Here is a 15,278-nt window from a genome sequence, read left to right as displayed (position 1 = left end):
GTTCGCTGAGCGGAGCCGAAGCGAACGGTTGACTTCGACTCCGCTCAGTCAACGGCAAATTGCTTGGATTGGGTACATTTATTGCCATAAATCGCCTTCGAAACGCCTCGAGTTTGGTACGTAGCGTTGCCCGGTGGATTATGCATTAAAGACCTAAACGTTGTTTGAATAAGGCAACATTCAAGATATGGGCCATTTTTTGCTTGAAGCTGCTAGCCTAAGCGGCGAAATCAGAATAGGGGTTAAATATTGATTTAGAATCAATGACTACTCGCAAACAGACTAAGGCAGTATCATCGGAGTGTTAAATTTTTGCCGCGTATCAAATCGTAAAAGAGCAAACCCCGCCGGTCTTAACGCTCACATTTGAAGGTTTTATGACAATTAGATTGTTGGGCCAGTTAGGAGAAAAGGTTCGGCGGATAATGCCATTCTCCATTTACCCAGCGCGTGAGTCATGAAACGGTTTATCCTGGAGCAATCTGAAACTGGGTTTTATACCAGCCTTTCTGAATTGGCCCTAGGCGCCGGCCATACCAGTCGTATCGATCAAGCTCCCTTTCCGCGATTGCCAGCGGAGGTGTCCGCCTCGCCTCGATTCAATCCAGCAAGCCGCTCGCTCACTTCGGCCAGGATATTGCGCTGCTCGGTTGTCAGGTTATCGCTGACGGCTAACGCACTCAGACTCTGGTTAATATCGGCTAATTGTCTTGCTTGCCCTTCCCGGTTATCGCGCAGTTTATCCACCATGTCCGAGAACGATTTCGCCAGTTGTTGTAATTCGTCGTTGGCGCGTAAGTGAGTCGCGGCATCGAGATTACCGTCGCCAACTTCTCGGCATAAGGTTTCAAAGCGGTACAGCGGGCCGGCGATTTTATGCGAGGCGTATAACACCGAAACCACGGCAACGGCGCCGGCCAGCACGACCGAAACCAGATTGCCGATCATGATCGAAATACCCAACCGCTCCCAGGTATTGACGATATTGACATGCACCGATTGCGACTGCGCCCTGAGATCGTCCCCGGCAATCCAGTAGATCAGCAGCGCGGAAAACAAACCGGATAACAAGATAATGGCGAAGGCTGTGAGAATAAAACGGCCCTGAAAACCCTTTTGGATAAAAACGCTACGGCGCTTTGGCTGGTAATTATTCATTAGTTCAAACCTTGACTAGGATTGTGGCAAGTTAAACAAAGTTCGCCATCGCTGTTGTTACGGCGCAGTAAAAAACTTTTACTCAAACGTTCGGCATTCAATAAGCGGTCCATGAAGCTAAAACTCGCTTGGGGTCGATCGCTGTCCAGCCGGCCGTGAACGTAATGACAGGTCAGGCAGATGATCTGGTTGTCCGAGTTTAAAGGCAAATCAGCCGGCACCGGAAAATCGACATTCAATCCCACCTTATGGAACGCATCCGGACTATGGCAGGACGCGCACATAGCCACCCCATCCAGTCTGAATTGCGCCAGATCGTCCGGTAGATTTTTGCTGACTAAGATGTTGTCATCCTTGAGTAGCGGCGTACTGATGTGGCAACCGCTGCAGGTGGATGGATTGTCATGTTTGGTTATGGCATGCGGGTTATCGGCTGCTTGCGCCATCGCCACAAACACCAGCATGGGCAATAAACCAAGGCTCAATAAGGATTTAACGGATAGCTTGTTCATATTAAAATGACATCACGATTTGGGCGATACCCAGTCTTTTATCGAAGTAATGTTCCGCCGTCCAGGTACCGAGCGAATCGTCGTATTCAAGCTTGAAGCGCAGATTGTCGCTGAATTGGTAATTTAATCCCAGACTCAGCATCGAAACATCATTGATGGCAACCGTGCTCCCGTCATAATCCAATCCTAGTTGTTGGGACGGTTGCCAGCGGCTATAGCGGACAAAGGCTTTAACCGGATATTTAATGAAACTTTCCAGATCGGCAATCAAGGTCGAATGATAAGCAAGCTGATGCCCCTTGCCGAAAGGATTCTGATCCGAATCAGGCACGATATTGCCATCGGCATCCAAAAATACATCTTGATGCGCCTGCAACAGCATAAACTCATTCTGCAGGCGCAGCATACCGTAGCCGATGCTAAAGTCGGCGCCATAAACGGTATTTCGAATATTGTTGCCGCCATCGAATTCGCTCAGATGAGAGATACCGAACTCGATGCCTTCCAGAATATCATCCAGCTTGTTGTGATGTACCGTATAGGGATTATGCGCTAAGGCTATCCCCAACCGGCCACCAACGGCAGAGCCATCATCCGCGTAGAGTGCATTGGTCCAGAATGCCGAATAGTTGAACATATCCCAGGAACCGTAGGAGCGCACGCCATCGCTGTTATAACCACCCTGCTGAATTCGGGATGTGGTGAGCGGCGCGGTAATGGTTACCCGGTCCTTGTTGGCAAAATACTGATAATCGCTACCGAATGGCAAGTCAAAACGTCCTGCTTGAATATGCAGGCCCTGGTTGTTAAAGATCCGTCCACGCGGGGGGATACGGTCGTTGAATAAATGATAGTCGACCAAAGCCACCGCAATCCCCGCCATGGTATCCCCACCGCTGAGTCCTCCGGCACCGCTGTTACCACAAAAGATATGCGCCGGAGCGCCAAAATCGGCATGGGATGAGTTACCGCAAAGAACAAGGGCCGTACTGGCACCAAAATGATCGCCATAGACATAATCCAGATCCAGTTCCACCGAACCCACATTAAAGGTTTGATCGGTCGAGTTACTGGTTTTAGCGTTGATGTCAAAAAAACCGCTGATCAGCAAACCATTTTCCTCCGCCGACGCTTTCAATTCGTCGACTTTTTTACTCAATTCCTGCAGCTTGCTGGTAACCGTGGAATCGTTGCCAGTCGATCCATTGGCTTTGGGTCCGGCGGCGATGGCCGGCGGCGGCGAAGCAGTCGCGGAAACTGATTTTCCCGTCTCGTCACTCGCCGTCACCGCCGAAGGCGCGATTTGGCGTTCCGTTTCAAGCTGGCGAATTCTGGCTTCAAGCTGTTCAATTTTCTGATCTTTTTCGCGCAACATCTCGCCAACGATTTGCCGTATATGTTCGTCATCGGCGGCTTTGGCCTGAACGCAGGAAGGTAAGGCTAGAATAACGATCAGTAAAATAAGAACTTTTTTTTGCATTGGCTCTCCTTCCTCCCGATTTTATTATGGCGTTTGCCGAGGTCCTTCAAAACTGCCCAAAGGGTTTTGATGACAGCATCATCGTTTAACCCAAGGGTTTATGGCGTAACCAAAGACTTCTCGTCGCGGCTAGAACCCCTCCTACACCTGCGACAGACGAACGGCAAAAATGTATGCCCTTTCTGACCAATGCCAGAGACAAGCATCAACAGTTCCCCTGCAACACGGGGCGGCTAGGAAGTCAACGATTCCTGTTCATGCGCCAGACTATGCAATTGCGAGAGTTCGGCCAAGGACAATACCCGGTCAATCGCCAACAGAATGATGAACACATCGCCCACTCGCGCCATCGCCCGGATGAAATCCGTGCGAATATCGCTGCCGAAATCCGGCGCCGGCTGGATATTGGCCGGGGGAATTTCCAGAATTTCGCGCACCTCGTCCACCAGCATGCCGATCAATTGCGCCCCCTCCAGCGCATCGACTTCCACCAGCACGATGCAACTGCGTTTACTGACTTCGGCGCAACGATGCTTCAGGCGAGCGGATAAGTCGATCACCGGCACCACATTGCCGCGCAGATTGATGACGCCATGGATATAGTCCGGGGTTAACGGCACCGGCGTTACGTTGGCAATTTCGATGATTTCCTTGACGTCCAGGATACTGATCGCAAAACTTTCGCTTCCCACCAGAAAGGTCAGATATTGCCCAACCTGCTCCTGAACCGCCAATGCGTTGCCGCCGGCCTCTTTTCGAATCAGATTACTCATGGCCTGTTCTCCGGCGACTAGAAGCGCTCAAAATCCGAATCATTAAAACCCTTGGAGCGATCCGCAACCGGTTTACTAGCGGGCTTTTTGGCGCCTGCCTGAGTACCTACCTTGCGTGGTTGACGATGTTGGCCAGCCGTGCCGGTTCGTGCTTCAACGCTATTGGCATCCAACTTAAAGAAGGCTACCGCCTGTTGTAATTGAATGGCCTGGCCGCTTAATTCCTCCGAAGTGGCGGCCAACTCTTCCGCGCTGGCGGCGTTTTGCTGGGTGGCTTTATCCAGTTGCCGCATCGCGTCGTTGATTTGATTGATGCCGCTGGATTGCTCCATTGAGGCGGCGTTGATCTCCTGCACCAGATCGGCGGTTTTGACGATATTGGGCACCACGGTAGCAATCAGGCTACCGGCTTTTTCGGCGATAGCCACGCTATTGGTCGCCAGTTCATTGATTTCCTCGGCGGTCACGCGGCTGCTTTCCGCCAACTTACGCACCTCGGCCGCAACCACCGCGAAGCCCTTGCCGTGCTCGCCGGCCGACGCCGCCTCGATCGCCGCATTCAGCGACAACAGATTGGTCTTGTAAGCAATATCCTCGATCTGGCCGATTTTCTTGGCGATATGTTTCATCGCGACCACGGTCTCATTAACCGCGGTACCGCCATCGCGGGCTTCGCCGGCCGATTTGGTCGCCATCTTCTCAGTGACATGCGCGTTCTCGGTGTTTTGTTGCACCGAGGCATTCAGTTGTTCGATCGACGCGGTGGTTTCCTCGACGCTGGCGGCTTGCTCGGTAGCCATTTGGCTCATCGATTGCGCGGTGGCGCTGACTTGCTGCGAAGCACTGGACAGGTTGTCGGAATTGGCCCGCACCTGGTGTACAACGTAATTCAGGCGCTCCAACATATCATGCAGCGAGTGGCTGAGCTGGCCAACCTCATCCTGGCTTTGGGCATCAACGGCGACGCTCAAATCACCCTCGGCAATCCTACCAACCACTTCGACCAACTCCTGGAGCGGCAGCGTAATGCGGCGCGCGATCCAGATCACGCTGAGCAAGCCCAAGACGGTCAAAATAGCTACGACAATCATCAACTGGATAAACTGTTGGTTCATCGCATCGGCATTGGCCATTTCCGCCTGGGCCACGTCCTTCTGCAATTCGATCAGTTTATCCTGAGCTTCCGTCGCCGCATGGAACAACGGCAAGGTATTTTTGACGGTATGCAATGCGGCGTTTTCGTAGTCCCCGGCTTCCAAATGACTAATGGCAACCAACAAACCCTCCCGCACGAAGGTCTTGCGCTTGGTTTCGAAATCACCCGCCAATCTCTTTTCCTCGGGGGTCAGATAAGTCGCCATATACGCTTGCCAGATTTGATCGATTTTACCGATGTTGGTTTTGACTGCATCGGTGTGCTTGCTGATCTGATGAGTGCTCTCGTGCACCTTGGCAATCGGGAATACGGGGTCGTGTTGCACGGCGAGCAATACTTCCCGGAGATTGGTGTTCATCAGATTTCTGATTTCAGCCAGGTCGATTGACGGCACCATCCGATCGGCATAAATGGTCTGCAACGATGCGCGCAAGCTATTGTAACCATACAAGGCAACACCGCCGGTCAATACGATCAAGGCCATCAACAAACTGGTGGACAGCATGATTTTGCGGCTAATTTTGAGATTCATAAACCAATTCATTTTCGGCTCCTAAACGGGGCGATAGTCATTTGTGCGAGAAAAAAAGCAAAGCCGACTCCCGGCATCGCTGAAGTTTCTAGGCGTTTTGTTGCGGGCGGGCCACGACAACGCTAATGGTTTATCCGTTAACCTATTCCGAATCTTGCGCGATCCGGTTCAATTGCGACAACTCTTCCAGCGATAACACCCGATTGATGGCGAGCAGGATAATAAACACATCGTTTACCCGCGCCATCGCCTGGATAAAATCCGTGCGAATATCGCTGCCGAAATCCGGCGCCGGCTGGATATTGGCTGGGGGAATTTCCAGAATTTCACGCACTTCGTCCACCAGCATGCCGATCAATTGCGTCCCCTCCAGCGCATCGACTTCCACCAACACGATGCAACTGCGTTTACTGACTTCGGCGCAACGATGCTTCAAACGGGCGGACAGATCGATCACCGGCACCACATTGCCGCGCAGATTGATGACGCCATGAATATAATCCGGGGTTAACGGCACCGGCGTTACGTTGGCGATTTCAATGATTTCCTTGACGTCCAAAATGCTGATCGCGAAACTTTCGCTTCCCACCAGAAAGGTCAGATATTGCCCAACCTGCTCCTGAACCGCCAACGCGTTGCCGCCGGCCTCTTTTCGAATCAGATTACTCATGGCCTGTTCTCCGGCGACTAGAAGCGCTCAAAATCTGAATCATTAAAATCCAGCGACTTGTCGACAGCGGTTTTGACCACGGATTTATTGAAGCCGGTTTTTGCGGCCGGACGCGACGGCTTACGGTAGCCGCCGGTCGCCGCCCCGCCACCGGCGCCGGCTCCAGCTTTAACGCTGTTGGCATCCAGCTTGAAGAAGGCTACCGCCTGTTGTAATTGGGCGGCCTGGCCGTTTAATTCCTCGGAAGTGGCGGCCAACTCTTCGGCGCTGGCGGCGTTCTGCTGGGTGGCTTTATCCAGTTGCCGCATCGCGTCGTTGATTTGATTGATGCCGCTGGATTGCTCCATCGAGGCGGCATTGATCTCCTGCACCAGATCGGCGGTTTTGACGATATTGGGCACCACGGTGGCAATCAGGTTGCCGGCTTTTTCGGCGATCGCCACGCTATTGGTCGCCAGTTCGTTGATTTCCTCGGCGGTCACGCGGCTGCTTTCCGCCAGTTTGCGCACCTCGGCCGCCACCACCGCGAAGCCCTTGCCGTGCTCGCCAGCCGACGCCGCCTCAATCGCCGCATTCAGCGACAACAGATTGGTTTTGTAGGCAATATCCTCGATTTGGCCGATTTTCTTGGCGATATGTTTCATCGCGGTGACGGTTTCGTTGACCGCATCGCCACCTTCACGGGCTTCGCCGGCCGATTTGGTCGCCATTTGCTCGGTGACATGAGCGTTTTCGGTGTTTTGTTGCACCGAGGCATTCAACTGTTCGATCGACGAAGTGGTTTCCTCGACGCTGGCGGCTTGCTCGGTGGCCATCTGGCTCATGGCTTGAGCGGTCGAACTGACTTCTTGCGAAGCACTGGACAAGGTATCGGAGTTGGCGCGGACTTGCGCCACCACTTGACTCAATTGATCACGCATGTTGATCAAGGCCTTGGCCAATTGGCCGATTTCGTCCTTGCTGTCGACGTCCAGCTTGGCAGTCAGGTCGCCGTCGGCTAACGATTGTGCAAATTTGACGCCCAGGGTAATCGGCGCGGTAATCAGGTTGGCCAGGAACATCGCGATAATAATGCCTAAAATTAGCGCCGCGATAATGGTGCCGACGATGATTTTATTGGCATCGCTGACCAATTGTTGGGCCTGCTCGCGAGCGACGTCCAGCTGTGCATAACCGGATTCTTCGGCGGTTTGCGCCTGTTTGATGACATTGTCGCCAGCTTCCAGCATGTCCTTGCGAATCAGATTTAACTTGTCATCGTTATCGATCCAGGATTGTGCGGCTTGCTGATATTCCCGCACCAGGCCACGTGCATCGGCAATGATTTTTTTGCTGTCTTCGCTGTTAGCGGCTTTTTCCTGCCCGTCGAATATGCTGATCAACTCCGGCAACCAAACCTGCATTTTTTTCCAAGCCACCCTATCCTTGTAATTGACCTCTTCCTTCTCGGCCCGCATGATTTCCATCGCCGTGATATAAGCCTGAGTCGAACCGATGTAGCGCTGCACGTAATGGTCCAATTCCTGCTGGGTAGCCCCTTTCGCCATGGCGGCCTGATATTTATCCACCTGTCTTTGCAGATCGGCATCGACTGCCTTGGCCACGGCATTGCCTTTTTCCACCATTATCGCGACAGCTTGCTTATTAGCTTTGGTAGCGGCAACCACGGCGCGAAATTTTTCGCCAAACTGTAATGTGCTTTCCCGGGCACTTTTGGACTGATTGAGTAGTTCGGTATTGCTGTATTCCTTCGCCAGTTTATCGACTTTGTCGAGATACTCGAATACCTCCTTCATGGCATCTTCGGTATCTTTAGCCTCTTCATCTTTCTCGGTTAACCGATATGACCTTTGCTCCATGATGGTCTTTAGCGCCATCCGTTCCACGCCGGTCGCATATTCCACCGACTTGCCGTTATTATCGGTAATCCCGAATAAAGCGCCGGAAACATCGCCGATATAAATTCTGGCCAACAAGCCAAAACCTATGGTGATCGCCACCAACAACATCGCCCCCGTCAGGATTTTTGTTTTTATTTTGAGGTCGTTAAGGTTCATCTGTGCTGTCCTTGTATTGAAATTTGCAATCTATCAAAATGAAATTATTGTGCGCGCTGCGTGTTCGGCAACTGTCCAGGCCTAGATCTTTTTTTGATCGCCGCCTGAATCAAGCCCTGCACGTCCAGTATCAAGGCCACATTACCGTCTCCCAGCACGGTAGCACCGGTAATGCCTTTTAGCTTTTCAAAAACTTTGCCTAATGGCTTGATGACGGTCTGATGTTCACCGTGTAATTCATCGACCACAAAACCGGCCTTGGATTGGCCGGATTTGACCACCACGACGCTCTCTCGGCGTTTGACCGCATCAGCCTTACGGCAATTAAAATAATCGCCCAACCTTAAATAGGGCAGCACTTCGCCGCGCAGATTGATGTAATGCTCAACTTCATTGACTTCACATTCTTTCGGATCCATCTCTATGCATTCATCCACCAAACTCAGGGGAATGATGTAACGGTCCTGTTCGGCACCGACCATGAAGCCGTCGATGATCGCCAGGGTCAATGGCAGATGTATCGTGATGGTCGTCCCCTGCCCTTCGATGGAATCGATCGAGACCGACCCACGCAACGCTTCGATATTTTTTTTGACCACGTCCATGCCCACGCCCCGGCCGGACAAATTGGTAGCCTGCTCCTTAGTGCTCAAGCCGGCGGCGAAAATCAGATTGTGGATTTCCTGTTGCGACAAACCGTGATCCGGTTTGATCAGGCCATTGGCAATGGCCTTGGCCACGATTTTTTCCGAATTCAATCCAGCCCCGTCGTCGGCGATCTGAATCACGATATGGCCGGATTCATGATAGGCATTTAGCTGGACGGTGCCTTGCGCGGGCTTGCCGGCCGCCAGGCGCAGTTCGGGACTTTCGATGCCGTGATCCAGCGAATTGCGGATCAGATGCGTCAGTGGGTCGTTGATTTTTTCGACGACGGTTTTATCCAGCTCGGTTTCACCGCCGCTGATGATTAATTCGATATCCTTGCCCAGTTCATTACTGACATCGCGGACTATGCGGCGAAAGCGGGAAAAGGTTTCGCCTATCTGCACCATGCGCAGTTCCAATGCCGTGTCGCGGATGCCGCCTACCAACGAATTCATCGTCGCGGCCACGTCATCGGCGTCGCTCAGGCCGTGGCGTTCGACGATCAGATTCATCGCCGCGCTGGAAATGACCAATTCACCGACCAAGTTGATCAAATGCCCCAACTTGGTGGCATCGACCCGGATGTAATTGGATTCCGCAGCGACTTTTTGCTTGGTCAGTTCCTGCTTTTTCAAGGCCTGCTCGACAACCGGCTTTTGCACCACCTGCTGTTCGATTAAGATTTCACCGATAGGCTTGACTGTTTCGTCGGTTGCGGTTTGAGTCAATTTCTGGGCTTGCAAGGCATGCCGAACATCGTTCTGCGTCAGCGCCCCTACTTGAACCAGCATGTCGCCCAGGCGCTCGACATGGCTTTCGTCCTGGGCATCCAGCAACTTCAGATATTCTTCAACCTTGGCGTTAGGCGGCAAAATCTTGATTTCGCAATCGTCGGCGGCATATTCGAACACCCCTTCGATGGTTTGTTTACTGGCATCGCTTTGAAAGGCGATTTTGAAATGCAAATAACAGTTTTCCGGGTCCATCTGTTGGCCGCCGGGCATGGCTGGCGTCAGCGTCAGGATTTCCTTGATTTCACCCAGGGTTTTCAAATAGCGGATAAACGACAATGGGTCCATGCCATCGCGCAAGGCGTTGTGTTGGAACTCCAGCGAAATAAGCCAGCTATCGTCCACCGAGACTTCACCGCCGCCTTCGCTTTCCACTTTGGCGTTGTCGCTATTACTCGGCTGCATGCCGGTTTCCTGCTTGCCGGTCAATCGCCTGATCAAGTCTTCGCTGGCTAATGCCAGTTCCTTAGGCAGCGGTACATCGGGGTTAGTCAAACAATGTTCGACCAAACGAGCCGTGTGGTCCTTGCTGTCGAGCAAAACCGAAATCAGATTCTGATCAATGGCGCGCTCGCCATTACGCACTTTGTCGAGTACCGATTCGGCTTCGTGGGTAAAGGTGACAATGGGGTTAAAACCGAACAGGCCCGAAGAGCCCTTGATGGTATGCATGGCCCGGAATAGGCCATTGATGGTTTCACTGTCATCCGGGCTGGACTCCAGCGTCAACAGCGCATTCTCCATATCGGCCAGGAGTTGTTCCGCTTCCTGGGCAAAGATACCCAGGGCTGAGTCAAATTCACTCATGATGTTTTCCAGTTTGCGGACAAAACGATAGGATCACCGAAATATTTGTTGAGATTAAGCAATTCCAGCACTTCGACCACCGCCTGGCTATGCTGAACTAGACTGAGTTTGATATCGCGATTGACGGTCTCGCGTTTGACGAATAGCAGGATTTGCAAGCCGGCACTGTCGATTTCGCTGACCCCGCTCAAATCGAGCTGCAGTTCCTTGCTGGTTTTAAGAAAGCCCAACAAGGAATCTTTTTGCTCCCTCGCCGTGTAGATGGTCATCTCGCCCTGAATCGCCAGATGGGTGACACCTTTTTTTTGTTGTTTCACTTCGATGCTCACCGTCAACTCCCAATTTAATTTGTAGGTTTAGGGCAAAACCAGCTTAGACACCGCATCCAGCAGAGTCGGGGCCTGGAAAGGCTTGGTCAGCCAGGCTTTGGCGCCGGCGGCTTTGCCGGCCTGCTTTTTGTCGTCGGCCGATTCGGTAGTCAACATCATCATCGGCGTGAATTTGTAGGCGTCCAGTTTTTTGGCTTCCTGCACGAAAGCAATACCATCCATAACCGGCATATTGACATCCGTGATGATCAAGTTAATTTTTTGACCCTTCAGTTTGCTCAAGGCGTCCTTGCCGTCGCAAGCTTCAATCACGTCGTATCCGGCTCCCTTCAACGCAATCGTGACAACCTGACGAATCGAAGCCGAATCATCAACAATCATGATAGTTTTTGCCATGTCGTTTTATCCTGTAGCGATTTTAGAAAAAGGTTAAATCGTTGTCCTTGACCGCATCTTGACGGTCAGTCATCGGCGTTCCCATATGGTTCAGCAACTCTTCCGGCATCGTGTATTCCAACTCCATGGTGGATAGCGCCTTACCGACATTGAGGGTATCGGCATGGCGTTCACGGCCGTCCTTACGGGCATTTTCAACCACATTTTGTAACCCCCGCAGATTGTTTTCGACATGCGACAGCATTTGGCTGACCCTATCCTGAAATTGAAAGGCGGTCAGCACCGAAAAAATCTCATCGCGAATCCGCGAACTGTTATCGCGCAACTGGCTCGCATCGTTTTTGAATACATTCAAGGCCGCCTGCAAATCGGTCAAAGCGGTCTGGATGGCTTTCTCGGCATCGTGTATGGTTTTGTCGTCGTTACTGCCGGAGGCTTCCGACATCCTTAAAGTAGTCGCCATTGCCTTGTTAATATCTTCGATAGCCGCGCTAATTTTTTCACCGGTGGAAGACGAGAATCCGGCCAGTTTGCGCACTTCGTCGGCCACCACGGCAAATCCGCGGCCGTTTTCGCCGGCGCGGGCGGCTTCGATCGCCGCGTTCAGCGCCAACAGGTTGATTTGCTCGGCCACTTTACGCACTTCTTTCGCCATCGCATCGAGTTGATGTGTATGCGAAGACAGTTTGCGTACTTCTTCGACCACCTGGTGTTCGACATTCTGGATTTGTAATAACGCGCCCAATACGGCGGTCAGCGCGGCGCGGCTTTCGGCGAACAAGACGTCGACGTTTCGCCCATCCTCGGCGTGCCCGGTACCCTTGATGATGTTGCTTAGCGAATCGGCCATCGCGGCGAAGCGCTGAGTCAACACGGTAATTTCCTGTTCGGTGTGATTGCGGGAAGTTTGCACCTGTCTCAACAGGATGGGCACGACCTGGATAAACAGGCGCTCCAATTCGGCGACATAGCCATGCACGTCGTCCAGCTTGCCGGTTTCGTCCTGTTGCCAATACTGATTATTGGCCTGAATCTGGTTGATCTGTTTATTCAACAACACATAACCCAGCAGACAGCCGACCAGCATCAAAAAAACCGTCGCGCCGATATTGATCACACTAAAGCCGGCCGACAACATCAACACCAAGCCCGACAACAGGCCCAGGCCGGCCGGGAGAATATAAAAACTGAGTTTGCCAGAACCGGCTTCCGCTGCGGGGTAATTAGCTGTGCGAGACATGAAAATTCCATTAAGATTACAAGAATATTGGCCTGATACTAGATGGTTTTTTCCAGCTATTCAACCTGCTAACACACTAGGAATTTAAAATATGCCACTCCAACCGCCGTTTCGCAATTTAGCCGCCGATCAAAACATTCAGCCCATCGGTTCATTGTGAGGGCTTTTTGAGCATTTCTCCTATTACAACCGACGAATTTGAACATTTTCGCCGCTTGATATACGACCATGCCGGAATCGCCCTGTCCCCGGAAAAGAAAGTCATGGTTGCCAGCCGCCTGGCAAAACGATTGGATTATTATGGTCTATCCCGCTACGGAGAATATTTCCAATTGATCAATAACCCCGACTATCCGGATGAGTTTCAAATTCTGGTCAACATTCTGACCACCAATGAAACCTATTTTTTTCGCGAGCCCAAGCATTTTGATTTTTTCCGGGAACAGATTCTAAAACCCTGGCGCGGCGATCACTTCAGAGTTTGGAGTGCCGCCAGCTCAACCGGTGAGGAAGCCTATAGCCTGGCGATGGTGGCGGCGGAAAATCTCGGCATGCGCGCTTGGGAAGTCTTCGCTTCCGATTTAAGCACGCGGGTATTGGATATCGCCCGCAACGGCGTGTATTTGTTGGACAGGCTGGAGCATATGGAGCCGCGTTTATTGGAAAAATACTGCCTGAAAGGCGTTCGCGCGCACGAAGGTTTTTTTCGGATCGACGCCAAAATCCGCAACCGGGTCAAGTTTGACCAAGTCAATCTGAAATCGCCGTTACCGCCTAATTTAGGCAAATTCGAGGTGATATTTCTACGCAATGTATTGATCTATTTCGATCAGGACACCAAAAAGCAGGTCGTGGAACGTCTGGCCACGGCCTTGAAACCCGACGGTTATTTTTTTATCAGCCATTCGGAAAGCCTGCATCGCGTCACCGATCAACTGCAAATAATCGAACCTTCGATTTATCGTAAAGCATGATAACGTTGCCGTATAAAAATATCCGGCGTATCGTCATCGATCCCGGCGAATATTATGCCAGTCGCGAAGCGGAAATTATCTCGACATTATTGGGTTCTTGCGTGGCCGCCTGCCTGTTCGACCCGGTCAATCGAGTATTCGGCATGAATCATTTTTTGCTGGCCAATCGCCACCAGGCGCATGGGGTGCCTATTATTCAATCGGATGAAGGCCGCTACGGTATCTATGCAATGGAATTATTAATCAACGCCATGATGAAAAAAGGCGCGGACAGGCGTAATCTGAAGGCGAAATGCTTTGGCGGCGGAAATGTCCTTAAATTGCGTGAAGACCGCGAAAATAAGCAAACCGTGGGCGATCTGAATGTCGCGTTCATCCGGGAGTTTCTGATAAACGAAAACATTCCGATGGTAGCTTCCTGCCTGGGCGGCAATCACGGCAGAAGCGTGCATTTTGTCGGCACGGATTATTCGGTATTTATCAAAAGAATCGGCGATACTCTGCAACAGCAGTTGGAAAAAACAGAACGCCATTTTTGGAAAAAGAATATCGAGGAACACGAACAAAGCACGAGCAAAACCGATTTCTGGTAACCAACAGCAGAGCACTAAGCCAAGATTTTACAGCCTATGACAGACACAAAAGTATTCATTGTCGATGACTCCGCGGTAGTCAGACAGGTTTTAACCGGATTGCTGGACGACTTACCCGGAATCCGGGTCATAGGCGCCGCTCCCGACCCCATTTTTGCGCTAAAGCGCATGGAAATCGAATGGCCGGACGTGATTGTGCTGGACATCGAAATGCCGCGCATGGACGGCATTACTTTCCTGAAAAAACTGATGCATGAACACCCTACCCCGGTCGTGATCTGCTCGACACTCACCGCCAAGGGCGCCGAAGTGACCATGCAGGCCATGAGTGCCGGCGCAGTTGACATCATCACCAAGCCCACCGTCAACCTAAAAGGCTTTTTACAGGATTCCAAAACCCTGTTGGCCGACGCCATCAAGGCCGCCTCGCATGCCCGTTTGAAAAAAGTACCCTTGATGGCCGGCAAACCGGCATTAGAGGTCCAACCCAAATTAACCGCCGATTCGGTGATTTCACCGGGCGGTTTGGCGCCGATGTCGGAAACCACCGACCGCGTGATTGCGATCGGCACATCGACCGGCGGCACCCAAGCCCTGGAATACGTGCTTACCCGTTTACCGCGCACCGTTCCGGGTATCGTGATCGTCCAACACATGCCGGAGGCCTTTACCGCCGCATTTGCCAAACGCCTTGATAGCCTGTCGCAAATCACGGTCAAGGAAGCCGAACAAAACGACAGGGTCATCCCCGGCCTGGCTTTGATAGCGCCGGGCGGCAAACACATGCTGCTGCGCCGCAGCGGCGCGCAATATCGGGTGGAAATCAAGGAAGGCCCGTTAGTCAGTAGGCACCGGCCCTCGGTCGACGTATTGTTTCGCTCGACCGCTCAGGCCGCCGGCAAAAACGCGCTGGGCATCATCATGACCGGGATGGGCGATGACGGCGCGCGCGGCTTGACCGAATTACACGATACCGGCGCGCTGACCGTGGCCCAGGACGAAGCCAGTTGCGTGGTCTATGGCATGCCCAAGGAAGCGGTAAAAATGGGTGGCACCGATGCTGAACTGTCCTTGTCGGCCATTCCGGACTTGATCATCCATGCCCCCAACCGGGCCAAATTTTTGAAGGGCTGAACCAGTTTGTTGGTTTTTTGCCGAAACC

The 15,278-nt window shown here is 52.2% G+C and carries 14 protein-coding genes; 3 read left to right on the top strand and 11 right to left on the bottom strand.

Features of this window, described 5'->3' with window-relative positions:
* Nucleotides 1–549: 549 nt before the first annotated feature.
* From IVG45_RS02740 to IVG45_RS22865, 11 genes are all read right to left on the bottom strand, one after another.
* The gene (locus IVG45_RS02740) at nt 550–1,158 is read right to left on the bottom strand and encodes a HAMP domain-containing protein (RefSeq protein WP_196436369.1); all 609 of its coding nucleotides are present in this window, start codon (nt 1,156–1,158) and stop codon (nt 550–552) included.
* Nucleotides 1,158–1,670, bottom strand: coding sequence for a hypothetical protein (locus IVG45_RS02735; RefSeq protein WP_196436368.1), 513 nt, complete (start codon nt 1,668–1,670; stop codon nt 1,158–1,160). The genes IVG45_RS02740 and IVG45_RS02735 overlap by 1 nt, the downstream gene beginning before the upstream one ends.
* A 1-nt stretch (nt 1,671) precedes the next feature.
* A complete protein-coding gene (locus IVG45_RS02730; protein WP_196436367.1) occupies nt 1,672–3,150 on the bottom strand; it encodes a hypothetical protein in 1,479 nt (492 codons plus the stop codon).
* A gap of 233 nt (nt 3,151–3,383) precedes the next feature.
* Nucleotides 3,384–3,923, bottom strand: a complete 540-nt coding sequence (locus IVG45_RS02725; protein WP_196436366.1) for a chemotaxis protein CheW — start codon at nt 3,921–3,923, stop codon at nt 3,384–3,386.
* Nucleotides 3,924–3,940: 17 nt separating this feature from the next.
* Nucleotides 3,941–5,611 (bottom strand): methyl-accepting chemotaxis protein, encoded by a 1,671-nt coding sequence (locus IVG45_RS02720; RefSeq protein ID WP_230874727.1) that lies wholly within the window; start codon nt 5,609–5,611, stop codon nt 3,941–3,943.
* 142 nt (nt 5,612–5,753) lie between these two features.
* On the bottom strand, nt 5,754–6,281 hold the full coding sequence (locus IVG45_RS02715; protein WP_196436364.1) for a chemotaxis protein CheW: 528 nt from the start codon (nt 6,279–6,281) through the stop codon (nt 5,754–5,756).
* Nucleotides 6,282–6,298: 17 nt separating this feature from the next.
* Nucleotides 6,299–8,338 carry a methyl-accepting chemotaxis protein gene (locus tag IVG45_RS02710; RefSeq protein ID WP_196436363.1) on the bottom strand — a complete coding sequence of 680 codons (2,040 nt, stop codon included), beginning with the start codon at nt 8,336–8,338 and terminating at the stop codon, nt 6,299–6,301.
* A 44-nt stretch (nt 8,339–8,382) separates the two neighbouring features.
* Complete coding sequence (locus tag IVG45_RS02705) at nt 8,383–10,584, bottom strand: chemotaxis protein CheA (protein ID WP_196436362.1); 2,202 nt, start codon at nt 10,582–10,584, stop codon at nt 8,383–8,385.
* Nucleotides 10,581–10,913 (bottom strand): STAS domain-containing protein, encoded by a 333-nt coding sequence (locus IVG45_RS02700; protein ID WP_196436361.1) that lies wholly within the window; start codon nt 10,911–10,913, stop codon nt 10,581–10,583. Before IVG45_RS02700 ends, IVG45_RS02705 begins: the two co-directional genes overlap by 4 nt.
* A 27-nt stretch (nt 10,914–10,940) precedes the next feature.
* Complete coding sequence (locus tag IVG45_RS02695; RefSeq protein WP_196436360.1) at nt 10,941–11,309, bottom strand: response regulator; 369 nt, start codon at nt 11,307–11,309, stop codon at nt 10,941–10,943.
* A 22-nt stretch (nt 11,310–11,331) separates the two neighbouring features.
* Entirely contained in the window at nt 11,332–12,159 is an 828-nt protein-coding gene (locus IVG45_RS22865; protein WP_442923363.1) for a methyl-accepting chemotaxis protein, read from the bottom strand.
* Between the two features lie 557 nt (nt 12,160–12,716).
* Between IVG45_RS22865 and IVG45_RS02685 the strand changes: the two genes are divergently transcribed.
* From IVG45_RS02685 to IVG45_RS02675, 3 genes are read left to right on the top strand one after another with little or no spacing between them, the layout of a single operon-like run.
* The gene (locus IVG45_RS02685) at nt 12,717–13,523 is read left to right on the top strand and encodes a CheR family methyltransferase (RefSeq protein ID WP_196436358.1); all 807 of its coding nucleotides are present in this window, start codon (nt 12,717–12,719) and stop codon (nt 13,521–13,523) included.
* Nucleotides 13,520–14,116, top strand: a complete 597-nt coding sequence (locus tag IVG45_RS02680) for a chemotaxis protein CheD (RefSeq protein WP_196436357.1) — start codon at nt 13,520–13,522, stop codon at nt 14,114–14,116. The genes IVG45_RS02685 and IVG45_RS02680 overlap by 4 nt, the downstream gene beginning before the upstream one ends.
* A 36-nt stretch (nt 14,117–14,152) precedes the next feature.
* The gene (locus IVG45_RS02675; protein WP_196436356.1) at nt 14,153–15,250 is read left to right on the top strand and encodes a protein-glutamate methylesterase/protein-glutamine glutaminase; all 1,098 of its coding nucleotides are present in this window, start codon (nt 14,153–14,155) and stop codon (nt 15,248–15,250) included.
* The last annotated feature ends 28 nt before the right edge of the window (nt 15,251–15,278 follow it).

Source organism: Methylomonas sp. LL1 (assembly GCF_015711015.1).
In the GTDB taxonomy this organism is placed as follows: domain Bacteria; phylum Pseudomonadota; class Gammaproteobacteria; order Methylococcales; family Methylomonadaceae; genus Methylomonas.
The sequence above is the reverse complement of the archived record's forward strand: the minus strand, read 5'-3'. Positions and strand labels throughout refer to the sequence as shown.